The sequence below is a fragment of the Gelidimonas denitrificans genome (assembly GCF_055694065.1).
In genome coordinates this window covers 1,119,588-1,144,649 of record NZ_CM146350.1, presented here as the reverse complement: position 1 = coordinate 1,144,649, position 25,062 = coordinate 1,119,588, and the positions used below count along the sequence as shown (strand labels likewise).

At 54.0% G+C, this 25,062-nt stretch carries 24 protein-coding genes; 10 read left to right on the top strand and 14 right to left on the bottom strand.

Features of this window, described 5'->3' with window-relative positions; all coding sequences use genetic code 11:
- Positions 1-165: 165 nt before the first annotated feature.
- From FKCLFG_RS05365 to FKCLFG_RS05340, 6 genes are all read left to right on the top strand, one after another.
- Complete coding sequence (locus FKCLFG_RS05365; protein ID WP_472615197.1) at positions 166-471, top strand: DUF485 domain-containing protein; 306 nt, start codon at positions 166-168, stop codon at positions 469-471.
- On the top strand, positions 471-2,135 hold the full coding sequence (locus FKCLFG_RS05360; protein WP_472615196.1) for a cation acetate symporter: 1,665 nt from the start codon (positions 471-473) through the stop codon (positions 2,133-2,135). Before FKCLFG_RS05365 ends, FKCLFG_RS05360 begins: the two co-directional genes overlap by 1 nt.
- Before the next feature lie 129 nt (positions 2,136-2,264).
- The gene (locus FKCLFG_RS05355; protein WP_472615195.1) at positions 2,265-2,513 is read left to right on the top strand and encodes a hypothetical protein; all 249 of its coding nucleotides are present in this window, start codon (positions 2,265-2,267) and stop codon (positions 2,511-2,513) included.
- Position 2,514: 1 nt separating this feature from the next.
- The gene (locus tag FKCLFG_RS05350; RefSeq protein ID WP_472615194.1) at positions 2,515-5,241 is read left to right on the top strand and encodes an ATP-binding protein; all 2,727 of its coding nucleotides are present in this window, start codon (positions 2,515-2,517) and stop codon (positions 5,239-5,241) included.
- A 1-nt stretch (position 5,242) separates the two neighbouring features.
- Positions 5,243-5,614, top strand: a complete 372-nt coding sequence (locus FKCLFG_RS05345; RefSeq protein WP_472615193.1) for a response regulator transcription factor — start codon at positions 5,243-5,245, stop codon at positions 5,612-5,614.
- Complete coding sequence (locus FKCLFG_RS05340; RefSeq protein ID WP_472615192.1) at positions 5,614-7,749, top strand: 3'-5' exonuclease; 2,136 nt, start codon at positions 5,614-5,616, stop codon at positions 7,747-7,749. The genes FKCLFG_RS05345 and FKCLFG_RS05340 overlap by 1 nt, the downstream gene beginning before the upstream one ends.
- A gap of 200 nt (positions 7,750-7,949) precedes the next feature.
- Here the strand turns inward: FKCLFG_RS05340 and FKCLFG_RS05335 are convergent, their stop codons facing one another.
- The 13 genes from FKCLFG_RS05335 to FKCLFG_RS05275 form a co-directional block, all read right to left on the bottom strand.
- Positions 7,950-8,708 carry a sulfite exporter TauE/SafE family protein gene (locus FKCLFG_RS05335; RefSeq protein WP_472615191.1) on the bottom strand — a complete coding sequence of 253 codons (759 nt, stop codon included), beginning with the start codon at positions 8,706-8,708 and terminating at the stop codon, positions 7,950-7,952.
- 62 nt (positions 8,709-8,770) lie between these two features.
- The gene (locus FKCLFG_RS05330) at positions 8,771-9,028 is read right to left on the bottom strand and encodes a hypothetical protein (protein ID WP_472615190.1); all 258 of its coding nucleotides are present in this window, start codon (positions 9,026-9,028) and stop codon (positions 8,771-8,773) included.
- 25 nt (positions 9,029-9,053) lie between these two features.
- Positions 9,054-9,608: a FixH family protein gene (locus FKCLFG_RS05325; protein WP_472615189.1), complete on the bottom strand. Its 555-nt coding sequence runs from the start codon at positions 9,606-9,608 to the stop codon at positions 9,054-9,056.
- Between the two features lie 9 nt (positions 9,609-9,617).
- Positions 9,618-11,030 (bottom strand): cytochrome c oxidase accessory protein CcoG, encoded by a 1,413-nt coding sequence (gene ccoG, locus FKCLFG_RS05320; protein WP_472615188.1) that lies wholly within the window; start codon positions 11,028-11,030, stop codon positions 9,618-9,620.
- A 38-nt stretch (positions 11,031-11,068) separates the two neighbouring features.
- Entirely contained in the window at positions 11,069-12,052 is a 984-nt protein-coding gene (gene ccoP, locus FKCLFG_RS05315; protein WP_472615187.1) for a cytochrome-c oxidase, cbb3-type subunit III, read from the bottom strand.
- A 2-nt stretch (positions 12,053-12,054) separates the two neighbouring features.
- Entirely contained in the window at positions 12,055-12,210 is a 156-nt protein-coding gene (locus FKCLFG_RS05310) for a cbb3-type cytochrome oxidase subunit 3 (protein ID WP_472615186.1), read from the bottom strand.
- A gap of 51 nt (positions 12,211-12,261) precedes the next feature.
- On the bottom strand, positions 12,262-12,879 hold the full coding sequence (ccoO, locus tag FKCLFG_RS05305; RefSeq protein WP_472615185.1) for a cytochrome-c oxidase, cbb3-type subunit II: 618 nt from the start codon (positions 12,877-12,879) through the stop codon (positions 12,262-12,264).
- A 27-nt stretch (positions 12,880-12,906) separates the two neighbouring features.
- Complete coding sequence (gene ccoN / locus FKCLFG_RS05300) at positions 12,907-14,358, bottom strand: cytochrome-c oxidase, cbb3-type subunit I (RefSeq protein WP_472615184.1); 1,452 nt, start codon at positions 14,356-14,358, stop codon at positions 12,907-12,909.
- A 257-nt stretch (positions 14,359-14,615) separates the two neighbouring features.
- Entirely contained in the window at positions 14,616-14,756 is a 141-nt protein-coding gene (ccoS, locus tag FKCLFG_RS05295) for a cbb3-type cytochrome oxidase assembly protein CcoS (protein WP_472615183.1), read from the bottom strand.
- A gap of 80 nt (positions 14,757-14,836) precedes the next feature.
- Positions 14,837-17,155: a heavy metal translocating P-type ATPase gene (locus tag FKCLFG_RS05290; protein WP_472615182.1), complete on the bottom strand. Its 2,319-nt coding sequence runs from the start codon at positions 17,153-17,155 to the stop codon at positions 14,837-14,839.
- Between the two features lie 15 nt (positions 17,156-17,170).
- Positions 17,171-17,407 carry a heavy metal translocating P-type ATPase metal-binding domain-containing protein gene (locus FKCLFG_RS05285; RefSeq protein WP_472615181.1) on the bottom strand — a complete coding sequence of 79 codons (237 nt, stop codon included), beginning with the start codon at positions 17,405-17,407 and terminating at the stop codon, positions 17,171-17,173.
- 295 nt (positions 17,408-17,702) lie between these two features.
- On the bottom strand, positions 17,703-18,818 hold the full coding sequence (locus FKCLFG_RS05280; RefSeq protein ID WP_472615180.1) for a YbdK family carboxylate-amine ligase: 1,116 nt from the start codon (positions 18,816-18,818) through the stop codon (positions 17,703-17,705).
- A 15-nt stretch (positions 18,819-18,833) separates the two neighbouring features.
- Positions 18,834-20,042 carry a cation:proton antiporter gene (locus FKCLFG_RS05275; protein ID WP_472615179.1) on the bottom strand — a complete coding sequence of 403 codons (1,209 nt, stop codon included), beginning with the start codon at positions 20,040-20,042 and terminating at the stop codon, positions 18,834-18,836.
- 231 nt (positions 20,043-20,273) lie between these two features.
- Here FKCLFG_RS05275 and FKCLFG_RS05270 point away from each other — a divergent pair, with 231 nt between their 5' ends.
- The 4 genes from FKCLFG_RS05270 to FKCLFG_RS05255 all read left to right on the top strand — a co-directional run bounded on the left by FKCLFG_RS05270 (position 20,274) and on the right by FKCLFG_RS05255 (position 24,133).
- Positions 20,274-20,468 carry a hypothetical protein gene (locus FKCLFG_RS05270; RefSeq protein WP_472615178.1) on the top strand — a complete coding sequence of 65 codons (195 nt, stop codon included), beginning with the start codon at positions 20,274-20,276 and terminating at the stop codon, positions 20,466-20,468.
- A gap of 77 nt (positions 20,469-20,545) precedes the next feature.
- Positions 20,546-21,650 (top strand): peptide chain release factor 2 gene (prfB, locus tag FKCLFG_RS05265; protein WP_472615177.1). Its coding sequence is split into 2 segments (ribosomal slippage): positions 20,546-20,626 and positions 20,628-21,650, totalling 1,104 coding nucleotides; the frame shifts between segments, so codons are not numbered across the junction.
- A 79-nt stretch (positions 21,651-21,729) separates the two neighbouring features.
- A complete protein-coding gene (gene lysS / locus FKCLFG_RS05260) occupies positions 21,730-23,259 on the top strand; it encodes a lysine--tRNA ligase (protein ID WP_472615176.1) in 1,530 nt (509 codons plus the stop codon).
- Positions 23,260-23,431: 172 nt separating this feature from the next.
- Entirely contained in the window at positions 23,432-24,133 is a 702-nt protein-coding gene (locus tag FKCLFG_RS05255; RefSeq protein WP_472615175.1) for an outer membrane lipoprotein, read from the top strand.
- Between the two features lie 294 nt (positions 24,134-24,427).
- Here FKCLFG_RS05255 and phaP read toward each other — a convergent pair whose 3' ends face one another.
- Complete coding sequence (gene phaP / locus FKCLFG_RS05250; protein ID WP_472615174.1) at positions 24,428-24,994, bottom strand: TIGR01841 family phasin; 567 nt, start codon at positions 24,992-24,994, stop codon at positions 24,428-24,430.
- Positions 24,995-25,062: the final 68 nt, after the last annotated feature.

Below are 25,062 nucleotides of genomic sequence, written 5' to 3'. Positions count from 1 at the left end.
AAGTAAGTAATTGAAGATAGCCTGATTGTTGAGGCCATATTGTGACGATGATTTAAACATCTCTTTACATCAAATGGCGCCAGGCGAACCGATAATTTTCCTGCGCCAACGTCTCTATCAATTCGACCTCGCGTACTGACAATCTAACTATAGGAGATTTCAAAAATGGAAGATGATCTTGTTCAAAAGATAAAATCCAACCCTAACTATCAAAAGCTGGTTTCAACCCGCTCAAGTTATGGCTGGACTCTGACCTGGCTCATGATGATCGTGTATTACGGCTTCATCATGCTGATCGCGTTCGACAAGGAATTACTCTCCACCAAAATGGGGGCAGGCGTCATGACCTGGGGCATGCCAATCGGGCTTTTCGTGATTGTATTTACCGTCATCATCACAGGCATCTACGTTCGACGCGCCAATACCGAATTCGATGATCTAACCGCTAAAATTCGTAAAGAGGTTCTTTAATGTCGAATATGAAACGTATTTTTGGTGCGCTGGCACTGTTTTCGCTGGCAGGTGCCGCTTATGCTGCCGGCGCCGATCTTGGTCAGGCTGTCAAGCAGCCGACCAACTGGACGGCAATCAGCATGTTTGCCGCGTTTGTTATCTTCACCCTGTTCATTACCAAATGGGCCGCTGCCAAAACTAAGTCCGCAGCCGATTTCTACACTGCAGGCGGCGGCATCACCGGCTTTCAGAACGGTCTGGCGATTGCCGGCGACTATATGTCGGCAGCATCCTTTCTGGGCATTTCGGCTGCGGTTTATCTGAATGGCTATGACGGCTTGATCTATTCGATCGGATTCCTGGTCGGCTGGCCTATCATTACCTTCCTGATGGCGGAACGGCTACGCAACCTCGGCCGCTTCACCTTTGCCGACGTAGCAGCTTATCGCTTCTCGCAAACGCCAATTCGTATCTTTGCAGCGTCGGGTACGCTGGTGGTAGTCGCTTTTTACCTGATCGCACAAATGGTGGGTGCCGGCCAGTTGATCAAGCTGCTGTTCGGCCTGGAATACTGGATCGCAGTCGTGATCGTCGGTAGCCTAATGATGGTTTATGTCTTGTTCGGCGGCATGACTGCAACCACCTGGGTACAGATCATCAAGGCGATCATGCTGTTGTCAGGCGCCACCTTCATGGCCTATGTCGTGATGTCGCAATTCAATTTCAGCCCTGAAGCGCTGTTTGCCAAGTCGGTTGAAATTCATGAAAAAGGGCAATCCATCATGGGGCCAGGCACTTTCATCAAGGACCCTATCTCTGCGATCTCGTTCGGTATGGCTCTGATGTTCGGTACTGCCGGCTTGCCACACATCCTGATGCGTTTCTTCACTGTGCCAAGTGCAAAAGAAGCACGCAAATCGGTATTCTGGGCCACCACCTGGATCGCTTACTTCTACATTCTGACTTTCATCATCGGTTTTGGCGCCATCGTTCTGGTAAGCACCAATCCTGAATTTAAGGATATGGCCGGCAAGCTGTTGGGCGGCAATAACATGGCAGCTATCCATTTGGCAAAAGCAGTGGGCGGCAACGTATTCCTCGGCTTCATCTCGGCCGTAGCGTTTGCAACCATCCTGGCTGTTGTGGCAGGCTTGACGCTGTCCGGCGCGTCAGCGGTATCGCATGACCTGTATGCAACCGTGTTCAAAAAAGGCAAGGCAGACAGCGCCAGTGAACTACGGGTATCGCGCATCACTACCATTGTCCTGGGCATCATTGCGGTGGTTCTGGGTATCGTGTTCGAGAAACAGAACATTGCCTTCATGGTGTCGTTGGCATTCGCGATTGCCGCTTCGGCCAACTTCCCGGTGTTGTTCATGTCAGTTTTGTGGAAAGATTGCACCACGCGCGGCGCCACCATCGGGGGCTTCCTCGGCCTGATTACCGCAGTTGGTTTGACGGTGGTATCGAAGTCGGTATGGGTTGATGTATTAGGTAACGCGGAAGCGATTTTCCCGTACACCTCGCCGGCATTGTTCTCAATGACTGCCGGTTTCGTCGGCATCTGGCTGTTTTCGATTCTTGACACCAGCGATCGGGCCCGTCTCGACCGCGCAGGTTACGAAGCGCAGAAAGTGCGTTCTGAAACCGGTATCGGAGCTGCAGGCGCTTCCGGTCATTAATATCCTGATGTGAAACACAAAGCCCCGGCAAGTAATTTCCGGGGCTTTTTTAATCGGAGCAAATTTGACGGTCGCCACGCTTTAGAGCAATATCAATCCCATCCGAAGTCAGGCCGCAAAGGATATTCCATGTTCCAACACAACCTTACCGGCCAGCGCTTTGCCGCCATATTCGTCCTGGGTTGGCTCCTGTTGAATTACCCGCTACTGGCACTTTTCAACGATGCAAACACTTGGCTCGGCATCCCTATTTTGTATGCTTATCTGTTTATTGTCTGGGCGCTAATTATCGGCCTGCTGGCGTATATTGCGGAAAAATCGTCGCACCCCGAGAGCCATGCGGCCGGCGACGCCGTGACTCTGGCTGCGGAAGACTGAGATGCTGCAGGGCTGGGTCATCGTACTGGCGTCGTTCGCCTATCTGGGCCTGCTGTTTGCGATCGCCTATTACGGCGACAAACGGGCCGACGCCGGTGCCAGCATCATCAATAATCCGACAATTTATGCGCTATCGCTGGCAGTGTATGCGACTTCGTGGACCTTCTTCGGCAGCGTCGGGCGCGCCGCTGCAAGCGGCATCGGATTTCTGCCGATCTATCTAGGCCCGACGCTGATGATCGCGCTGTGGTGGATGGTGCTGCGCAAGATCATCCGCATCAGCAAAGCCAACCGCATCACTTCCATTGCCGACTTCATCGCTTCACGCTATGGCAAAAGCGCGTTGCTCGGAGGGCTGGTGACGATCATTGCCGTAGTCGGTATCGTGCCTTACATCGCGCTCCAGCTGAAAGCCGTCTCGGCCAGCTTTTCCGTACTGCTGCACTATCCGAGCATCATGACCGGGCGTATCGAGGCGGGGCCGATTTGGAGCGACACCACGCTGTATATTGCCCTGCTGCTGGCAACCTTCACCATCCTGTTCGGCACCCGCCATCTGGATGTTGCAGAACGACATGAAGGCATGGTGGCCGCCATCGCCTTCGAATCCATCGTCAAGCTGGTGGCCTTCCTGGCGGTCGGCATCTTCGTTACCTTCAGCATGTATGACGGTTTTGGCGACCTGTTCCAGCAGGCCCAGCTGGTTCCGCAATTGCAAAAATTACTCACCGTCGGCAGCGACACTGGCAGCATCGCCTTCGGCAGCTGGGCTTCGCTGATCCTGCTGTCGATGCTGTCATTGCTGTTTCTGCCGCGCCAGTTTCAGATAGCAGTGATTGAAAACATCAATGAAAGCCACCTCAACCGCGCCATCTGGGTGTTGCCACTATATCTGTTGATCATCAACATCTTTGTGCTGCCGATTGCGTTTGGCGGCATCATGCACTTCCCCGATGGCAGCGTCGATGCCGACATGTTCGTGCTCGCGCTGCCGATGCAAACACAGCAGCAAGGCTTGACGCTGCTGGTATTCATCGGCGGACTGTCCGCGGCAACCGGCATGATCATCGTCGAAAGCATCGCTCTGAGCACCATGGTCTGTAACGACCTGGTAATGCCGCTGCTGTTGCGCAGCGCGTCCTTTCGGCGCAACCGGCATGCCGACCTGAGCAAGTTTCTACTCAATATCCGGCGCGGCGCGATCGTGCTGCTGATGATGCTGGGCTACGCGTATTTTCGCCTGGCCGGAGAAACCTATGCGCTGGTCTCGATCGGCCTAATTTCATTTGCGGCGGTGGCCCAGTTCGCGCCGGCCATGCTGGGCGGCATCTACTGGAAAAACGGTACCCTGGGCGGCGCGCTGACCGGTTTATGCGCCGGCTTTCTGCTCTGGCTGTACACCCTGCTGCTGCCCTCGTTTGCACAGTCCGGCTGGCTGCCAGAAAGTTTTATCGAACTCGGGCCGTTTGGCATCGAATGGCTGAAACCGCGTCAACTGTTCGGCTTGAACGGGCTGGATCAGGTATCGCACGCGCTGTTCTGGAGCCTGCTGGCTAATCTGGGCTTGTATGTTGGGGTTTCGCTCACAGGGCGTCAGAATGCCGCCGAAAAAGCCCAGGCGATTTTGTTTGTGGACGCCCGCGCGCTTGGCACCCGCGTATGGCGCGGCAGTGCCTCGGTCGAGGTACTGTCGGATTTGTTGCGGCGCTTCCTGGGAGCCGCCCGAGCCGATGCATTGCTGGCCCAGCACAGCCGGCAGCGCGGTACCAAAAATCTCAAGATGGCCGATGCCGAACTGGTGCATTTCGCTGAAATCCAGCTGGCCGGCACCATTGGCGCGGCTTCGGCGCGCGCCATGATCGCATCGGTGGTAGATGAAGAGCCGCTCGGACTGGAAGAAGTCATGGCGATATTGAATGAAACTTCGCAAGTAATCGCCTACAGCCGTGAACTGGAGCAAAAATCGCACGAATTGGAACAAGCCTCGACTGAACTGAAGGCCGCCAATGCCAGACTGACCGAGCTGGATCATTTAAAAGATAATTTCATTTCGACCATAACCCATGAGCTGCGCACGCCGCTGACCTCGATTCGAGCCTTCTCGGAAATACTGCGCGACAATCCCGGCCTGGCAGCCGCTCAACGCAGTGCGTATCTGGATATAGTGATCAAGGAAAGCGAACGCCTGACCCGGCTGATCAACGATGTACTCGATCTTGCCAAGATCGGCTCCGGCAGCGCAGAATGGCAAGCGGTAGCGCTCGATCTGAGGGATGTAATTACCGATTCGCTCAGCACCATCAGCCAGTTGCTGAAGGAGAATGGCATCCGCCTGACGCTTGAATTGCCATCGCAGCCGGCACCCATCGTGGCGGACCATGACCGTCTGATGCAAGTGATGCTCAATCTGCTGTCGAATGCAGTCAAGTTCTGCGATCAAACCCAAGGCCGCATCCGCGTCAGCCTGGATACGCTTGGCGATCAGTGGCAAGTTGCGGTCAACGACAATGGCCCCGGCGTGCAGCAGCAAGACCAGGAATTGATTTTCGACAGATTCCGCCAGGGCGGCGACACGCTGACCGGCAAACCGCAAGGAACCGGACTCGGCTTGCCGATCAGCCGGGAAATCATTCATCATTTCGGTGGCCGGTTATGGGTCCAATCCCGGCCGGGCGAAGGCGCAACTTTTGCGTTTACGCTACCACTAGCAGCAACGCCGGAGACATAACATGACCCATAAAATCCTGATTGCCGATGACGAACCGAACATAGTCATCTCGCTTGAATTCCTGATGCAACAAAGCGGTTATGCAGTCGCTACCGCACGCGACGGTGAAGATGCGATGCAAAAAATTGCCTCTTTCCAGCCTGACCTGGTGCTGCTGGACATCATGCTGCCAAAACTCAATGGCTTCGAAGTTTGCCAGCGAGTGCGCGAAAACAGTCAATGGAACCAGATCAAGATCGTCATGCTCTCGGCCAAGGGGCGCGAAATAGAAGTGAGTAAAGGGATCGCGCTGGGAGCCGATGCATATGTCACCAAACCGTTTTCCACCAAGGATCTGATCGCCCAGGTGCAGCGCCTGCTGGCGCACGAATGATGGCGAAAATGCGTTTCTGGCTGGTGCTGGCGCTGCTGTATGCAGTTCTTCTGGGGATTTTCGTCCTCCCGTTTCTGATCTTGTCAGCGAGTCTGGAGGCACCGCAACAGGCGTTGCTGGCCCAACTCTTGGGTTCGCGCCTGCCACTTTTAATTCCACTGGCGCTGCTGCTACTGCTGGGATTGGGCACCGGCCTTGCGGCGCTGCAGGACCGCTATGTGCGTCCGCTGGCGCTACTGGCTGAAGATGTCGTAATAATGCTGAGCACCAATCCGGAACATCGCGCAACACCGCAGGGGGCGGCAGAAGTACGTGTGCTGGCAGGAAAAATCAACACTCTCGCAACCACTTTTCAGGCGCTGCAACTTGACGTTCAAGCCAAAATTGCGCAGACCAATCGTGCACTGGCGGAAGAAAAAAACCGGCTGGCAGTGCTGATGTCGGAATTGGCCCAAAGTGTTCTGGTCTGCAATATCGAAGGTCGCATCCTGCTCTACAACACCCACGCAACCGAAGTGCTGGAGGCGCACGATGCGACCGGCACCACGATTGGGCTGGGGCGCTCTATTTTTGGCGTGATTGAGCGCGACTTAATCGTGCATGCATTGGAACAAATCCAGCATCAACGCCGACAAGAGACCGAACCATCAGCGCGAGCAGTCTCCGATTTTGTTGCCACCCTGGCCAATGGCCAGTTGGTGCGCGCGCACATGGCTGCGGTGCTGGACGGCAGCAATGCACTAGACGGCTTTGTGCTGACGCTGGAAGACATCACCCGCAACGTTGCCGCAGAAAGCCAGCGCGACACATTACTGCAGTCGCTTACCCAGGACACGCGTGCGGCGCTGGCCAACATCCGCGCATCGCTGGAAACGATGCAGCAATTCCCCGACATGAGTAGCGAAAAAAGAAGCCAGTTCACTGCCGTCATAGATGATGAATCGCAGCGCCTGGCACGCCAGATCAACCAGGCGGAACAGGGCCAGGCTGATTGTCGAAACGAAGGTTGGCAGCTTGAACAGATGCGTGGCGTCGATCTGATTGCACTGTTGCAGCGGCGCATCGCAACGCCAACCCTGCGCATCAACAGCAGCGACACCATCGATCCAGCGCTGTGGCTGAAGGTGGATAGTTATGCACTGACACAATCACTGGCGTATTTGACGCAGCGCCTGACCACCCAATGCAATGTCAGCACGCTGCATTTAGATTTGCAGCGTACCGAACGCCTGGCCCATCTGGACCTGACCTGGCGCGGTGCGCCGGTGGCCGCAGAAACCTTGCGATTATGGGAGAACACGCCGCTCCAGATGGGCGCCGCCAACCCATTACTCACCTTAAACGCGGTGATCGCTGGCCAAGGCGGCGAAGCAGTTTACCGGTTTGATCTGGCGCGGCAGACCTCGTGCTACCGCTTGCTATTGCCACTGGCGGCAGCGCGGGCAGCACTCGATATCCGCCGCAGCACATCCGCGCGGCCAGAATTTTACGACTTTAACCTGTTCCAGCAATCGGGCCAGACCGCAGTGCTTGATCAGCAAATGCTGTCGCAACTCAGCTACACCGTGTTCGACACCGAAACCACCGGGCTGGAACCAGCGGCCGGCGATGAAATCATCTCGCTGGGCGCACTGCATATCGTCAATGGCCGCCTGTTGTCGCATGAAAACCTGGATCAACTGATACAACCAGGCCGCAAACTCAGCGCAGAATCAATCGCCATCCATGGCATCAGCGACGCCATGCTGATCGGTCAGCCGGCGATAGAAAAAGTGCTGCCGCAATTCCATCGCTTCGCCCAAGACACCATTCTGGTGGCACACAATGCAGCGTTCGACATGCGTTTTTTACAGATGCTGGAGGCAAGAACTGGCATCAGCTTCACCCAACCGGTCCTCGACACCTTGCTGCTGTCTCAAGTAATTCATCCGCACCAGGAACAGCACTCGCTGGAAGCAATCTCAATTCGCCTCGGAGTAGATATTGTCGGTCGCCACACCGCATTGGGAGACGCCATCGTCACCGCCGAGGTGCTGCTCAAAATGATTCCATTACTGGCCGAAAAAGGTATCTTCACCCTCAAGCAAGCGCGCGATGCAGCACAGCTGACGCCCTACGCACGGGTCCACTATTAACGCTTGGAAGAAAACATATACCTATATCTGTATATTTATATACGCAATTAACACATGCGTGAAACCCTATTAATATGCGCATACCCCACAATTTTTATTATATTTTCGGCGTCCATTTCAGCCGATTAAGCGGTGCCTGAATCGCAGATTCTGCAGCACAGTGCATAAGGCGTTTCTGAGCTTTGGCTTCGGCTCCAGGATTAATGTATTGGCGTGACGCAGAATATGGCCGGCAAGCCCGTCATATCGTAATGCCACAACCCGAACAGGCCGATGCCGATCAATACTGCAGCACCGCTACACCGCAAAATAATAGGTAAAACGCGCTGATTGAGCCATTGGCCCATCCCCTGCGCGAACAGTAGGTATGGCAAGGCGCCCAGACCGAAAATCAGCATCAGCACTGCACCGGAAAAAGCGCCACCCGACAGCAATGAAAATGGCAGAACGGCATACACCAGACCGCAGGGCATGCAACCCCATGTCATGCCGACCAGAAACGGATGGCGGCGCGTTTGTGCAGCCAGTGAAAACCGGACCGGCAGTTTTACACGAGATGTAATTTTTTGCCCCAGTCGATCGAGCAGCATCAATCCTGGCGCATAACCGACCAAACGCAGCCCCAGCCAGATCAAGGCCAAATTACCGACAATAAACATTGTCATCTGCACCGGCAGATATGGTTTGAAAAGCAAGCCGGCAGCACCCAGCGCACCGACTATGCCGCCGAGCACGCCATAGGTACAAATACGGCCGGCATGCAGCAATGCTGACATGCGCCATGCTTTACCAGGCGCACCGGACTGTTGCAGTTTGATGGAGATGACTTTGCGTTCGGAAGAACCTGCAGATCCGGCAGAACCCAGCAGATTTGCAATACCGCCGCACATGCCAATACAATGCGCACCGCCAAGCAGGCCAGCGGATAGTGCTGCAATAACTAATGGAACGGAAAGCATGTCGGATTAAATCCCCGAGGACTGCGGGCAAAGCGCGCTGCGCAATTTCAGATTATTTCCGATTATTTGGAATCGGTCGACAACAAAACCGTCAGGCCGCTGGAGATTGCCCCCAATAACCAGAACACAAAAAAACCTATGGTGTACACACCCAGATTGCTTAATTCAATTCTATTATCCAGAAGAATCAGCTGCTCCGGATCGACCAGGCTAAACAGCAGCCCGCTTGCCACACATGCTGTCAGGAATGAAGGCCAGAGTATCACCATCAGGATACTGCGCACGGCAACCGCTGGATACACCGCCTCGGTACTCTTCACATTACACCCCTTCTGCTGTATGGAATCAATTGATTGCCTTGAGTTGTAACTGGGCGTGCATTGGATCGGACCAATCGCCGGTGAGCCGCCAATCGGGAGCTTCGATCTTGACATGCCAAAGCAGGTTAGCCTGCTGCGCAGGCGCAGATGGCGGCAAGTACATCAGCTGGTAAGTGCCCGGGCTGGTCCGATTCAGAGTGCCACGACGGATGAATTCATTGACGGCAGAACGCGGGCTGGATTCTGCAATGCTTAACTGCAAGGAGTCCGGGAGGGCGGCGTCACTTTTCACATGGATTGCAATGCGGCCAGTTACCCGATCAAAATCCATATCAGCAGACATGTTGCGGGCACGGGCATTGGCATCGTGCTGGATATTCGTATTGATCATCAAACCCTGCTTGTAATAATCCTGGGCAACCACTTTATCGGCCCCTTGAAAGGCCAAATAAGCGGTATAAAAACCAGCAACCATAACGATCGCCGGCCCTGCAATCACTAACCAGACCCAAGGCTCGGTATACCAGTGCACAGCTTTGGCTTTGCCTGGCTGAAGTTCTGGATGAAGACGTGCTTCCATAATATTTCCTTAACGCGGGATCAGAAATACCGCTTTTTCGCTCACTGACACGCTCATATCATCATGATCTTGCACGGTAAAGACGATTTTATTGGAGCCAGGCTCAGCCTGGCCCGATGCTACCCGAACCCTGACTGGCACTGCTGTCGTGGACGCCGCCGGAACGGCAAAGTTGTTATCGGAAATAATTTCCGCGCCCGAAATACCGCCAACTTCTATCGTGTATCGGTGGGGAGTTTCCTCGGTATTCATTACCTGTAGGCGATACACGTTATGCACCGATCCGTCTTCCATGATGCGCGGCATGCCGCGGTCCCGAATCACATCCACCTTCAGTGGCAAACGAGTGGCCAGTGATAGAGCGGTAATCAATATGATCAAGCCCAGAATCCCCGAATAAATCAAGGTACGAGGGCGCAAGACGCGGCCCCAGATGCCGCGCTTGCTCAGATTTTCCGCTAGCGCATGCTCGGTGGTATACCGAATCAAGCCTCGCGGGTAATGCATCTTGTCCATGACCTGATCGCAGACGTCAATACAAGCAGCGCAACCGATACACTCGTATTGCAAGCCGTTACGGATGTCAATCCCAGTCGGACATACCTGCACGCATAGAGTGCAATTAATGCAGGAGCCGAGATTCAGTGTCGAGAGATCGGCTTGCTTGCTACGTGAGCCGCGCGGTTCGCCGCGCTGCTCATCGTAAGTCACGGTCAGGGTGTCTTTATCGAACATCGCGCTTTGAAAACGTGCATAAGGGCACATGTACTTGCAAACCTGTTCCCGCATCCAGCCGGCATTGCCGTAAGTGGCAAAACCGTAAAACAGTATCCAGAATATTTGCCACGGGCCAAGATCAAAGCTGGCAACTTCTGCGGCCAAGGTGCGAATCGGCGTGAAATAGCCGACAAATGTAAAGCCGGTCCAGAGTGCAACCGCGATCCAGGCGACATGCTTGGTTGTTTTAAGAATAAATTTGCGTGGCGACATCGGCGCATCATCGAGGCGCATGCGCTTGGCGCGGTCGCCCTCAATCTTGCTCTCGATCCACATGAAAATTTCTGTGTAGACGGTTTGCGGGCAAGCGTATCCGCAAAAAACACGGCCCGCCACGGCCGTAAACAAGAATAACGATAAAGCCGCAATGACCAGTAAGACGGCCAGATAAATAAAATCCTGCGGCCAGAAAACCATACCGAAAATATAAAATTTACGGGCAGCCAAATCAAAGAGTACCGCCTGGCGGTCATTCCATGTGAGCCAGGTGGTCCCGTAAAAAATGATTTGGGTAAACCAAACCATAGTCCAGCGCCATGTCGAGAACCAGCCGGTCAGCGCCCGTGGATAAATCTTCTTGCCTGTCTCGAAAAGCGACTGGTCAATTTCCTTGGCGCTGTATTGCTTTAGTGGCTTAATTTCCATTTAAATCGTTACTGCCTGTCTAAGGTAGATATCCTGTTTTATTTGGTATTTGCCAATAACCCAACTGTCTTGGCATCTGAGGTGGAAATTTGCCCATCGGAAGATGGATTATTTGAAAGCCCCCATACATACGCTGCTAGCAGATGCACTTTAGCTTCACCCAACATGCTCTTGTGGGCGGGCATCAGGTTGGTGCGCCCTTTATTAATGGTTTCCATGACGGTATTAATATCACCGCCGTATAACCATATCTTGTCAGTCAGATTGGGTGCTCCCAACGCCTGGTTGCCTTTGCCGTCGGCTCCATGACAAGCGGCACACACCATAAATTTGGGTTTGCCCAGTACTGCCTTGATTGGATCGTGCGTTGATTTTGATAAACTCAGCACGTAGTTGGCAACATTGCGTACATCATCCTCATTTCCCACGGCAGCACCCATTGGCGGCATCTGACCATTTCGTCCCGCAAGTACAGTGGTTTTAATGGCTTCCGGTGCGCCACCGTACAACCAATCCTTATCAGCCAGATTCGGAAAACTCTTGGTACCCTGCGCGTCGGATCCGTGACACTGCGCACAGGAATTGAGGAAGAGTCGCTGGCCGATTTCTCTGGCTTGCGGATCTTTCGCTACTGCCGGAATATCCATTGCAAGGAATTTGTTGAATAGTGGACCGTATTGTTTCTCGCCGGCATCCACTTCCTGGTTGTATTCACTCAACTGGCTCCAGCCGAATGCACCCTGCCAGCTTCCCATGCCCGGATACAGCGCCAGGTATACAACGCCGAATACTATCGTCATGTAAAACAGGCCCATCCACCAGCGCGGCAATGGATTGTTGTTTTCAGACAAATTACCGTCCCAGACATGCCCGGTAGTTTCCACTGGCAAAGGCTTGCCGTCCTGACCCAACTTGACCCGCACTTTTGATTGCGACCATAACAGCAATCCACACGCCAAGATACTGATCGCCACCACGATGGCGATCCCGATGCTCCACCCCTGATTAAAAAAATCTGCCATGATCAGTTTCCTGTCGTTTCATTATCGTTATCAATAGGTAACTTGCCGAGCGCGTCAAAGTGCTCCTTATTATTTCGGCTGTAAGCCCAAAATAAAATACCGACAAAAGCCACAAAGCTCAGTACCGTAACAATGCTGCTTATCAATGTGAAATTCATACATCCCTCGCTATCTCGACTTGCCTAGACATTATTCACTCCGGCCAGCGCTTAATCCTTGTTCTTGATTGCAGTCCCGAGGATCTGCAAATAGGCAATCAAGGCATCCTGCTCTGTTTTGCCGTCAATTTCTGCTGCAGCTTGCGTAATTTCGACATCGGTGTATGGAACCCCCACCTTGCGCAAAGCACGCATTTTGGGCGCGACATCGTTTGCATTGAGCGTGTTTTGAGACAGCCACGGATAAGCTGGCATGTTCGATTCAGGCACAACATCGCGTGGATTGTTCAAGTGAGTGCGGTGCCAATTATCGCTATAGCGCGCGCCGACACGGGCCAGGTCCGGCCCAGTGCGTTTGCTACCCCACTGAAATGGATGGTCATAGACCGATTCTCCAGCGACCGAATAATGCCCGTAACGCTCGGTCTCGGCCCGAAACGGGCGAATCATCTGAGAATGGCAGTTATAACAACCCTCACGCAGATAAATATCCCGGCCCGACAATTGCAGCGCCGAATACGGTTTCCAGCCAGCCACCGGCTGGGTGGTGGATTTTTGAAAAAACAAGGGAACAATTTCCACCAGACCGCCGACGCTCACCACCAGGATAATTAGCACCAGTAACAAGCCGACATTCTTCTCAATCATTTCATGAGTAAATTTACGCATTATTCTCTCCTAAAGACGTCTGTTGATTCAGGCTTTGGCAGTCGAATGACCTGCCATTGGTGCCAATACCGGAATCTTTGCTTCCGAAGGCGCTACTCCTGCAATGGTTTTGTATACGTTGTAGGCCATAAAGCACATACCGGAAAGATAGAGCACTCCACCGGTCAAGCGAATGACGTAGTACGGGTAGGTAGCCTTGACCGACTCAACAAAAGTGTAGGTCAGGGTGCCGTCGACATTGACAGCGCGCCACATCAGGCCCTGCATCACGCCGGCAATCCACATCGATGCGATATACAGCACCACGCCAATCGTAGCCACCCAGAAATGCACCTCGATCAGCGATTTGCTGTACATCGAAGTGCGCCCGAACAGACGCGGGATCATGTAGTACAGACTGCCGATGGTAACGAACCCAACCCAGCCCAAGGCACCCGAATGTACGTGCCCGATAGTCCAGTCGGTGTAGTGCGAAAGCGCATTGACCGTCTTAATGGCCATCATCGGGCCTTCAAAGGTGGACATACCATAAAACGACAGGGACACGATCAAAAAGCGCAGAATCGGGTCGCTACGCAATTTGTGCCAGGCGCCGGACAAGGTCATCACACCGTTAATCATGCCGCCCCACGAAGGCGCCAACAAAATCAGCGAAAACACCATGCCGACCGATTGCGTCCAGTCAGGCAGCGCTGTGTAATGCAAATGATGCGGACCGGCCCACATGTAAGTGAAAATCAGCGCCCAGAAGTGGACGATCGACAGACGGTACGAGTAAATCGGACGTTCAACGACTTTCGGAATGAAGTAATACATCATTCCCAGGAAACCCGCTGTCAGGAAAAAACCGACCGCGTTATGGCCATACCACCATTGCACCATTGCATCCTGCACGCCGGCATAAGCCGAGTACGATTTGGTAAAAGATACTGGGATGGCGGCAGCATTGACGATATGCAACAACGCGACCGCCAGAATAAAGCCGCCATAAAACCAGTTTGCCACGTAGATATGCGCAACCTTGCGCTTGACCAGTGTGCCGAAAAACACCACTGCATAAGCTACCCAGACCAAGGCAATCAGAATGTCAATCGGCCATTCCAGTTCGGCATATTCCTTGCCTTGGGTATAGCCTAGAGGCAGCGAAATAGCCGCCAGTAAAATCACCAGTTGCCAACCCCAGAAAGTGAATGCCGCCAACTTGTCGGAAAACAAACGCACATTAGAGGTGCGCTGCACTACATAATATGAAGTGGCAAACAGGCCGCAACCCCCAAACGCAAAAATCACTGCGTTGGTATGCAATGGTCGCAATCGGCCAAAGCTCAGCCAAGGTATGCCGAAATTCAGCTCCGGCCACGCCAGTTGGGCGGCAATTAGCACCCCTACCGTCATGCCTACCAGGCCCCAGACTACCGCCATAATGGAAAACTGGCGCACCACACGATAATTGTAGGTATCTACTTTTGATTGGCTCATGTTTTAGCTCGGTTATTAAGCTCGTTTGTTAAATTCTGACGCCACTTTAAGTGCTGGGTGGAAATCAAATGTTGATCTAAATCAAATTCGGCAGGACGCCGCAGACGCCGACCAATGGCGGTGAAATAGGAAAGCTTGTAATTGATTTTCGTGTTAGCGACAAATATGCAAGCTGCTGGCTAAAAAATGGATATGCCAGGCTCTGTTGCGATATTTTTTATCATTCCCGGTGCAGTTTCCGCCGAGAACAATGCACATTAATCGGGATCGTTCAGAATGCGTTCAGATACTTCATCGAGGTCATCGAACTGACGATGATTTATTGCCCACCAGAAAACCGCGCCGATGGCAAATACCAGTACGACGCTCATCGGAATCAGTAAATAAAGTATATCCATAGAAAGCAATTACCCGTGTCGACAAAAAATGCTTGGCCCAAACAAAAATCACCCGCGACATTCGAAACGCAGGCCAAAACTCACCCCGCATGCCGCGCAACAGCCGCTATTGTGCCATTCAAATTGCGCTGCGATTGCGTATTTTGAGAGGATATGCGCAGCGAATTGAGTACCACCACCAGAGAACTCAGGGACATCCCGATTGCGGCATGCCACGGCACCAGCACACCCGACATTGCAGCGGGAATGGCGATCGCGTTATACAGCAGGGCCCAGCCCAGGTTCTGCCGGATCAGCAGCATCGCTTTGACCGAGGTCTGGAAGGCGTGCCGCAAATCGCCCAGATGGTTTGAAATCAGAATCACGTCGCTTCTGGCCTGTGAAATCGGTGCGCCCTGCCCCATCGCAATCGAAACATCGGCTAGCGACAGTCCCGGTCCGTCGTTCATGCCGTCGCCGACCATCGCGACCACCCCGCCTTGTTGTTGAATTTTTTTAATCGCCGCATATTTCTGTGCCGGACCCAGCTCCCCGAACGCTTCTGCAATGCCGAGTTCCTGCCCGACTTGCGCCACCACATCCGTTCTGTCGCCTGACAGCAGCATGACTTTCTTACCTTGCTGCAGCAGAAAAGCAATCAAATCCTTGGCGTCATAACGCAATCCATCCTGCATCACGAACAGGGCAATCCAGCCGCCTGCGTCGCCGAACGCGGCCAGAGTCTTGCCAGCATATTGCGGCGGAATTTCCAATGGCTGGCAGTGCAGTTGTTGCACGAAATGCACGCTTCCCAAACGGTAAGTCTGTCCGCTGCCAGCGCGGGCTTGGAGACCTAGACCGGCAATTTCCGTGATGCTTTCAAACTCCGGGATGCCTTGCGCGCGCCGTTCATCCTGCACTATTGAGGCTGGTGACGCTGCCAGTGCCTGCGACACCGGGTGCAGCGAGCCAGCGGCCAAGCTGGCCGCTGCCGCCTGCGCGGAATCTCCGTTCCAGATTGCATCCTGTCGCAGCAACAACGTATCGAGCAGGCGTAGCTGGCCGTGAGTGAGTGTGCCAGTCTTGTCAAACACCACATGAGTGGTGCGTGCCAGTGATTCAATCGCCCGGCCGCGCGCGATCAGCACGCCATTCCTGGCCAGCCGTCCGACTGCCGCCGACATCACGCCCGGAGTGGCCAGCGACAATGCGCAGGGACAGGTAACTATGATGATGGTGACGGCAATCCACAGCGCACGGGCCGGATCGATTTGCCACCAGACGATGCCGGATGCGATAGCCAGCAGCATGATAGCAAACAGGAAGCGGCTGGCATGACGGTCGGCCAGCGCCACCAGCGGCGGTTTTTCATTGGCTGCGGCTTCCATCATCTTGACCAGCGACGAGAGCTGGGTCTGGTCGCCCACCTGTTCGGCCTGCATCACCAGCGGTCCGATCAGGTTGAGTGCGCCGCCGATCAGCTTGCTGCCGCGGGACTTGAGAACCGGATGCGATTCGCCGGTCATCAAGGCTTCGTCGCACTCGCTCTGGCCCTCGATAACCACGCCATCGACCGGAATGTGGGCGCCGGCCGGCACCAGGATGTTGTCGCCGGCCTGCAGCGACTCTGCGACAATCTGAATGACCTGACGCGAATTCGGGTAATCGGTCAATTTTTCGGCGTGCGCCGGCACCAGTTGGATCAGCGCGCGCAAGGCCGAGGTGCTTTTTCGATGCACCTTGGCTTCGATGGTGCGTGCTGCCAGCAGCAGAAATACGAACATGATGAGCGAATCGTAATACACCGGGCCGCCGGCAAAAGTGGCCCAGATGCTGGCGAAAAAAGTCACCAGCACCCCCACCGAGACCGGCACATCCATGCCGACATGCCGATTGCGCAGATCGCGCCAGGCAGCGCGGAAAAATGACCAGGCAGAGAACACCACCACCGGCACCGTAATTGCCAAACTCGCCAATTTCAGCAGCAAGTCGATATCGGGCGTCAGATCGCCACCTACGGTAGCCACCGGAACCAGATATGCCGGAAATGCATACATCATTACCTGCATCATCGCAAACCCGGCCACAAACAGGCGCCACAGGGCCATTTTCTTTTCACGCTCTTCCAGCGAGCCTTGCGAACCGGCCGGCAATGCGCTATAGCCCAAATCCGAAATAGCCGCCACGATGCGCGGCAGCGATATGCTGCGGTTATCCCAGGTGATTTCGGCGCGATGGCTGGCGCTATTGACCTTGAAAGCAGTTACGCCGACCAGTTGTTGCAGACGGAATTCGATCAATTGCACGCAGGCCGCGCAACGGATGCCGCCAATTGTCAATTTTTCGTGTTTCAGGGCAGGGTCGCCGGCGGCTGGCGCAAGGCTGCCCGGGGAGGCTGAGGCTGGGTGTGAATTATGCATCGGGCGCATCCATCTCTAATCTAATTGCTGTTTGCGGGCCAGGTATTGTTCAGACTGGCCCAGTTGTTCGACCGTAGACAGGATAGCGGCGCAGCCGTGGCAACAGACGTCGCGGCAAACACCGTCGAACACGACTTGCACCACGCGCTTCTGGCGTACCAGTTCGCCGCAGTGGAAGCATGCGATCTTCGGATTGGCGGCAGCCGATCTGGCAAACATCGCGGCCAGCGCGGAAGACAATTTGCGCAGCATTATCCGGGCAGCAAGCATTGCGCGCTGGCGTTTTTAATCAAGGGATTGAAAGAATTGCACATGCTCACGATTTAGCTTTGTTGTCGCCACAGTTGCCATTGTGCCTGATTCAGACACCGGTTTAAGCGTGCGCACGATCGAATACAGGATGAGCGGGCTGCCAATATGGTTTTGCCACTAATTTCTCAATACAACGATACATACCATTGTATTTTAATAATTCGCAATTATATAATGCGGAAAATGCCATGTTTTTCGCCATACTCCCACTATAAATAATATCAAGGAAGAATTTTCAAGCGTTGCCCATCCACACTTCCGCTTGCCGCCGCACCACTTCGTTCAGTGAACCTGTTTCAGCATAGGCGGCGCGCAACCAGTCCGCGTCGGAACTGCCCTTGATCGCGTTTTCCCGGATTGCCGCTATCACGTCCGTGGTGCCGAGTTCGCGCGCAGTGTCGCCTAGCATGTCGAGTGTATTCAGAATATCGTCTTTGATCGGCAATTGGGTATTTTTGGCCGGATCGATCACCAGACCCGCCAGTCCGAAGCGGCACGACTGGAAACGGTTATACGAATACGTCAGGTACGTATCCTGGGTCGGACACAGCGCACGATGATCGAGGAAGTATTTGCACAGAGTTTGCGCGTAAGCAGCCAACTGCACCGCCGTGCCGATCCCCAGCGGGGTATCGCAGACCCGGATTTCCACCGTGCCGTATTCCGGCTTGGGCCGAATATCCCAATAAAAATCCTTCATGCTGGCAACGATATTCAAGCTCGCCATCTTTTGGTAATACGCATCGAACGCTGCCCAGTCCAGCACGAACGGCATGCAGCCGCTCAGAGGAAACGCGTTGATGCTGGTTAGGCGCGAAGACTGGAACGCGGTATCGACGCCCTGATAAAACGGCGAGGAAGCCGACAGCGCAATGAAGTGGGGAATGTAGCGCGCCAGCAGATGCACCAGTCGCACCGCCTCATCGCCATTGGCGCAGCCGATATGGATGTGCTGGCCATATACGGTGAATTGTTTGGCAAGATAGCCATACAGTTCCGACACCAGATGGTAGCGCGCAACCGGCGTAATGCGTTGCTCGTCCCAGTGCTGAAACGGATGCGCGCCACCGCCTGCGAGGCCAACATTGACCTTGTCTGCGGCAGTAACCAGCAGCGTGCGCATAGCAGCTAGCTCAGAGAGCATATCGCGATGATTGGTGTGCACCGAAGTGGCAATCTCGATCATGCTTTCGGTAATTTCGGGCTTGATGTCGTAACCGTGCGCGGTCTTGTCCAGTAGCGCCAGCAAATCAGGGCAGCCGCGGGTCAGATTGTAGTCGCGCCGATTAACGATTTGCAATTCCAGCTCGACGCCCATCGTCAGCGGCTTGGAAGATATGAATTCCAGCATGATTTTCTCCTCAGCTCAGGGTTTATGAATATTCGATTCGCCCGACGCCAGCAGTGCGTAATGGGTCGAAATCGGGCCGATGATTTCCAGCACCACCACCACCGATAGCACCAGCGCCGAGAGCTGCGCGCCAAACTCGGGATGAATACTGGAAACATACTGCGCGGTCAGGATGGCAACCCCGGACATCGGCAACAAGCCCAAACCGAGCAACGCGCCCTGGCGCGCATGCAAGCCGTTCCAGGACGACAACAATGCGCCCAGCCCAGTCATGACGGCCAACCGCACCGCAATGTACGCCAGGCCAATCAGCCAGAACTGTCCCAGATGCGCCAGCTCCAGACGGGCGCCGGCGAACACGAACAAGATGACGCATAGCAGACTGTTGATCTGGCTGAATTCGGATTCGACCACCACTTGCTGACGGTCGCGATAGCGGCTGCTGACGGCAAATACCAGCAACGACACCAGCGCCGGGAATTTGAACATATCGGCAATTCCGATGGTGGCTGCAACCAGCGCAAACACCACGATCCGCTGCGCGTGACTCTCCGGCCCCAGGTGGCGGCTGGCAAAAACCAGCAATCTGCCGGCCAGCAAACCGAACACGATGGAGCCGAAAATCAGATACAACGGATGCAGCAGGGCGATACTCCAACTGGCGCCGTACTGCCAATGCAGCACCGACAGGCACACGATAAACAGCAGAAAAGCCAGCGAATTGTTGATCGCAACGATATTGAGCATGCGGGCGCTGACCTGGCCTTCGGCCCTGACTTCCTGTACCACATTGAGCGTCACCGCCGGTGAACTCGCCATGCCGATGGCCGCAGCCAGTGCCGCAGTGAGGGTATCGAGCCCCAGACTGAGCAACAATATAAATAAGGCTACAAACACGCTGATGCTGATGGCTACGCCGGTAATCAGCAGGCACCGTTCTTTCAGCAGCCAGCGGTAATCAAGACGCCGCCCCAGCTCAAAGACGAATAAACCCAGCGCCAGTTCGACAATCAGCTCCAGCTCATTGAGCGCGGTAGCGCTGATCAGATTCAGGCCAACGGGGCCGATCAACAATCCGGTCAGCACATAACCGGTAATCGCCGGCACCGGAGCAAAATGCTTAACCAGACGTGCGCCAAATATCCCGGCAATCAGTATCAACCCCAAAGCGGTCAAAACATTAAGGCTGCCTGGCAGGTCTGGAAAAAAACTGAATGATGACATATGGGTTTCCTATGACAAGTAAGGTAGCGCATGGATAAAAATGCATGCCTGTAATTATCGTAGGCAAAAAACCGCTATTGAACCTATTGAAAACCACGAAGAAATACGGGCAACTGCCTGAAAAGTGCTTGTCCGACGACGATTATTCTTGTTCCATACCGCCAAAGAAATTAATCGGACAACATGATTATTGGAGACCTGCGCAGATACATTCTAACGAATAACGCATTTGTGAAAAAAACAATTTTGCCTCGCAAAAGAAGTGCAGATATTACCAAAATGAAAAATAATGGCAAAAATTGCTTTGAAGAAGCGTTTACCCATTTGGGTATTTTGAAGAAATTTCGGCTGGTGATGCGTGCTGCGCAACGCTATTGCGCATGGATCGAAAAGCAATGCGGCGTCAATAACGCGCATTTTGGGTAGTGTAGGAATACATGCGCAGAACAATTTTTGCTACATGCTCGGGTATAATTTGCGGTTTGATTGCAGATAATTACATCATGGAAGCTGAACGCTTAAACGCCCTCTCCGCCTTGCTCGCCGACCTGGCTAGCCGTGAAACCGAACTTCGGGGGTATCTTTGACTTCGATCTGAAGTCCGAGAAACTCGAATCCGTCAACGCGGAACTGGAAGACCCCACTGTCTGGAACGACCCGAAACGGGCGCAGGACTTGGGCAAGGAAAAAAAGTCGCTGGAAAATATCGTCTACTCCCTGATCAAGATCGAAGCCGATCTGCGCGATACCCGCGACCTGTTCGAGATGGCGCGCGAAGAGCAGGATGAAGACACGCTTGAAGCGGTAGAAGCCGACACCAAAGATATCGAAACCCGTGTTGCCGCGATGGAATTCCGGCGCATGTTCAGCAATCCGATGGACCCGAACAACTGCTTCATCGACATTCAGTCCGGTGCCGGCGGCACCGAAGCGCAAGACTGGGCCTCGATGATCCTGCGCCAATACTTGCGTTATTGCGAACGCAAGGATTTCAAGGTCGAAATCCTGGAACAGTCCGACGGTGAAGTGGCCGGCATCAAGACCGCGACCCTGAAAGTCGAAGGCGATTATGCCTATGGCTTCCTGCGCACCGAAACCGGCGTGCATCGACTGGTGCGCAAATCACCGTTCGACTCCGCCAACGGTCGCCATACCTCATTTTGCAGCCTGTTCGTATACCCGGAGGTCGATGATTCGATCGATATCGACATCAATCCGGCCGACGTGCGAATCGATACCTATCGCGCCTCCGGCGCCGGTGGCCAGCACATCAACAAGACCGATTCCGCGGTGCGCCTGACGCATGGACCAACAGGTATCGTGGTGCAATGCCAGAACGACCGCAGCCAGCATCGCAACCGCGCCGAAGCGTGGGACATGCTCAAAGCCAAACTGTTTGAACTGGAAATGCGCAACCGCATGAGCGAACAGCAGAAGCTGGAAGACTCCAAAACCGATGTCGGCTGGGGCCACCAGATCCGTTCTTACGTGCTCGACCAGTCGCGCATAAAGGATTTGCGCACCGGTTTCGAGACCGGCAACACCAAAGCGGTACTGGACGGTGATCTGGATGAATTCATCGCTGCCTCGCTAAAACAGGGCGTCTAAACTCACTTCGCATTCCGGCCCGATACGCCCACGCGCTATCTCACCATCTCGCCATTTTGCACACATTGCCTAAAATAATATGACCAAGCACAATGAACCAGCGGCTACGCCGCTAGACGAAAATTCGATCATCGCCGAACGGCGCAGCAAGCTTGCTGCACTTCGCACCCAGGGAATTGCCTTCCCAAACGATTTTCGGCCACAGCACAAGGCCGCTGCACTACAGGCGCAATACCAAGGCGCAGCCGCACGTGAAACGCTACTGACCGAACCGGTGACGGTGGTGGTTGCCGGGCGCATGATGCTCAAGCGCGTCATGGGCAAAGCTTCCTTCGCCACCATCCAGGACGCCTCCGGACCCAAAGCCGACGGCCGCATCCAGCTTTACATCACCAATGACGTGACCGGCGAAGCGGAGCACGCAGCGTTCAAGCATTACGACCTGGGCGATATCCTCGGCGCTGAAGGCACGCTGTTCGAGACCAAAACCGGCGAATTGTCGATCAAGGTCACCAAGCTGCGTCTGCTGACCAAATCGCTGCGTCCGCTGCCCGACAAGTTCCACGGCCTTTCCGACCAGGAAACCAAATACCGGCAGCGTTACGTCGATCTGATCATGAGCGAAGAAACGCGCCGCACTTTCAAGGCGCGTACCGCTGCGATCTCGTCGATCCGCCGTTTCATGGAAAAAAACGACTTCATGGAAGTCGAAACACCGATGCTGCACACCATTCCCGGCGGTGCGACAGCCAAGCCTTTCATCACCCATCACAACGCGCTGGACATGCAAATGTTCCTGCGCATCGCGCCAGAACTGTATCTGAAGCGCCTGGTAGTCGGCGGCTTCGACCGCGTATTCGAAGTCAATCGCAACTTCCGCAATGAAGGCGTATCGCCGCGCCACAATCCGGAATTCACGATGATGGAATTCTATGCCGCGTATGTCGATTACCTGTGGCTGATGGATTTCACCGAAGCGGTGATCCGCCAGGCCGCCATCGATGCGCACGGCACCGCCCTGCTGACGTACCAGGGTCGCGAACTCGATCTGACCAAGCCCTTCCATCGCCTGACCATCGTCGGCGCAATCAACAAGTACGCGCCGCATTACACCGATGAACAACTGCACGACGGCGAATTCATCAAGGCTGAACTGAAAAAATTCGGTGTTCAGCCATTCGCCGGCGCCGGCTTGGGTGCGCTGCAACTGGCCTTGTTCGAAGAAACCGCCGAAGCGCAGCTATGGGAGCCAACCTATATCATCGATTACCCGGTCGAAGTATCGCCGCTGGCGCGCGCTTCCGACACCCAGCCCGGCATCACCGAGCGCTTCGAACTGTTCATCGTCGGGCGCGAAATCGCCAATGGTTTTTCCGAGTTGAATGATGCGGAAGACCAGGCTGCGCGCTTTCAAGCGCAAGTCGCGGCCAAGGATGCCGGCGACGAGGAAGCGATGTTTTACGACGCCGACTTCATCCGCGCGCTTGAATACGGCCTGCCGCCGACCGGCGGCTGCGGTATCGGTATCGACCGTTTGATCATGCTGATCACCGATTCGCCGAATATCCGCGACGTCATCCTGTTTCCGCATTTGCGCCGCGAAGACTGATTTTTCTGCAATAGGAAGTTTCATGGGGCCGCGCGATGCGGCCCCATCGCATTTATGCCAGAAATATTCCGCTTACATAGCCTTACAACTGACACACAATCCGACTTTTTGTATTGCGTTTTAGCATTGATAATCACGTCATCAAAATAATCAATGGCATTCGGGACTGATAATGGAAAATCAAAAAACATCAAGCAAAATCCACCCGCTGGTTGCAGGTGCCGCTGTCTCGGTCATGTTGCTCAGTCTGGTCGGCGTGGCCGCCATGACCGGCTTGCTACCAAACTCAAACAGCAGCACGACACCGGTAGCGGTACTTGCGTCATCGGCGCCAATACCCGCCGCCGATAAAGTATCGCCGCTGGTGCCGACCACGGAAGTAACACAGTTCGCAACCACGAAAGAGGCCAGCTCCACTACGGACGCACAAAGCCAACCCACGCACAAACAAGTGTTTAAGCCGGTGCATAAGCCGGTCTATAAACAGGCTCCGAGCTATAGTGAAAACGCCTATGTGCCACCGGTGCAGGCCGCAATCTGCGGCAATTGCGGCACGATTGAATCAGTGAATGCGATCCAGCAAGCGGCGCAACCGAACGGTATCGGCGCTGTCACCGGTGCCGTTCTCGGCGGCATATTGGGCAATCAGGTCGGCGGCGGCAACGGCAGAAAGCTGGCAACCGTAGCCGGTGCTGTCGGCGGCGGATTTGCCGGCAATGAAGTTGAAAGACGCACCCGGACCACCACCAATTATGAAATTCGGGTTCGCATGGAAGACGGCAGCATGCGCAGTTTTGCTGATTCCGGGCAATCAGGATGGCGCAGTGGCGACCGGATCAAAGTGGTTAACGGCAGCTTGACTTCGCAAGGATAAACAATCTGGAGCTTGTCTTTAGTCTAAGCAAAAAGGCGGCACTGCCGCCTTTTTGCTTGCCTGCCGTTCCAGTCCGTAAGAAAAGCGTCACCTGAGTTATACATGCTTGTGTATTTTAAATAGGCCAATTCATATTATGCGAAAAGCCAGTATTAATTAGCATACTCCCATAGTTATTATTAATTTTATAAAAACATTATGGCAGTTTCATCTCGCAATAAGATAATCGGCAGCAACCGGTAAACGCAAAAAAGGGCCGCAATGGCGGCCCTTTTTTAGATTGTCGTCACCAAATTACTTCTTACCGGTTTTGACAGTCGACTTCTGTGCTGCTTCAGAAAAACTTTTAGATGCCTTGGCAACATTTTCTTCCAATGTTTCTGCTGCCTTTTTGGTGGTTTGCAGCATCTGATCGTAGCCAGCATTGGTATTGGCAACCACCGACTTGAGCATCTCAACCATGCTTTCGGAACCGGCCGGAGCGTTCTTGGTCAGTTCGGCGATCATCTTCGTGAGTTTTTCGTTAGTTTCTGCGATCTGCGCCTCTGCAGCCTTGGTCAGTTCCTTTTGGCTGGCGGCAGTAATGCTGGCCAGTTCACGGCTGTACGCCATTGCTTTTTCTGCGCTCGGCTGTGTCTGGGCAGCGGAAATCTTCATAAAATCTTGCGCGTCTTTTGCAGCCAGCAACTCTTGGCCTGCGGCTGCAGAATCTTCGAATGTGGCTTTGGCGGCATTGACGTTCAGTGTGATGATTTTTTCAGCTTCGCCAAACACCTTGGCAGTCAATGAATTGATCATTGCCAATTGTGCTTCAAAATGCGACTTGCTGGCTTCCAGAAACTGCTCTTGAATTGTAGACATAACATTCTCCTTGCTGATAAAGATGGATGATTAAACCAAGTAATGCTGCACTGCACAAATACACTTTA

Excerpts from the sequence above, each read along its gene's own strand:
- FKCLFG_RS05365 (WP_472615197.1), top strand. The coding sequence starts at position 166 with ATGGAAGATGATCTTGTTCAAAAGATAAAATCCAACCCTAACTATCAA.
- FKCLFG_RS05360 (WP_472615196.1), top strand. The coding sequence starts at position 471 with ATGTCGAATATGAAACGTATTTTTGGTGCGCTGGCACTGTTTTCGCTG.
- FKCLFG_RS05355 (WP_472615195.1), top strand. The coding sequence starts at position 2,265 with ATGTTCCAACACAACCTTACCGGCCAGCGCTTTGCCGCCATATTCGTC.
- FKCLFG_RS05350 (WP_472615194.1), top strand. The coding sequence starts at position 2,515 with ATGCTGCAGGGCTGGGTCATCGTACTGGCGTCGTTCGCCTATCTGGGC.
- FKCLFG_RS05345 (WP_472615193.1), top strand. The coding sequence starts at position 5,243 with ATGACCCATAAAATCCTGATTGCCGATGACGAACCGAACATAGTCATC.
- FKCLFG_RS05340 (WP_472615192.1), top strand. The coding sequence starts at position 5,614 with ATGGCGAAAATGCGTTTCTGGCTGGTGCTGGCGCTGCTGTATGCAGTT.
- FKCLFG_RS05335 (WP_472615191.1), bottom strand. The coding sequence starts at position 8,708 with ATGCTTTCCGTTCCATTAGTTATTGCAGCACTATCCGCTGGCCTGCTT.
- FKCLFG_RS05325 (WP_472615189.1), bottom strand. The coding sequence starts at position 9,608 with ATGGAAGCACGTCTTCATCCAGAACTTCAGCCAGGCAAAGCCAAAGCT.
- ccoG (WP_472615188.1), bottom strand. The coding sequence starts at position 11,030 with ATGGAAATTAAGCCACTAAAGCAATACAGCGCCAAGGAAATTGACCAG.
- ccoP (WP_472615187.1), bottom strand. The coding sequence starts at position 12,052 with ATGGCAGATTTTTTTAATCAGGGGTGGAGCATCGGGATCGCCATCGTG.
- FKCLFG_RS05310 (WP_472615186.1), bottom strand. The coding sequence starts at position 12,210 with ATGAATTTCACATTGATAAGCAGCATTGTTACGGTACTGAGCTTTGTG.
- ccoO (WP_472615185.1), bottom strand. The coding sequence starts at position 12,879 with ATGCGTAAATTTACTCATGAAATGATTGAGAAGAATGTCGGCTTGTTA.
- ccoN (WP_472615184.1), bottom strand. The coding sequence starts at position 14,358 with ATGAGCCAATCAAAAGTAGATACCTACAATTATCGTGTGGTGCGCCAG.
- ccoS (WP_472615183.1), bottom strand. The coding sequence starts at position 14,756 with ATGGATATACTTTATTTACTGATTCCGATGAGCGTCGTACTGGTATTT.
- FKCLFG_RS05290 (WP_472615182.1), bottom strand. The coding sequence starts at position 17,155 with ATGCATAATTCACACCCAGCCTCAGCCTCCCCGGGCAGCCTTGCGCCA.
- FKCLFG_RS05285 (WP_472615181.1), bottom strand. The coding sequence starts at position 17,407 with ATGCTGCGCAAATTGTCTTCCGCGCTGGCCGCGATGTTTGCCAGATCG.
- FKCLFG_RS05280 (WP_472615180.1), bottom strand. The coding sequence starts at position 18,818 with ATGCTGGAATTCATATCTTCCAAGCCGCTGACGATGGGCGTCGAGCTG.
- FKCLFG_RS05275 (WP_472615179.1), bottom strand. The coding sequence starts at position 20,042 with ATGTCATCATTCAGTTTTTTTCCAGACCTGCCAGGCAGCCTTAATGTT.
- lysS (WP_472615176.1), top strand. The coding sequence starts at position 21,730 with ATGACCAAGCACAATGAACCAGCGGCTACGCCGCTAGACGAAAATTCG.
- FKCLFG_RS05255 (WP_472615175.1), top strand. The coding sequence starts at position 23,432 with ATGGAAAATCAAAAAACATCAAGCAAAATCCACCCGCTGGTTGCAGGT.
- phaP (WP_472615174.1), bottom strand. The coding sequence starts at position 24,994 with ATGTCTACAATTCAAGAGCAGTTTCTGGAAGCCAGCAAGTCGCATTTT.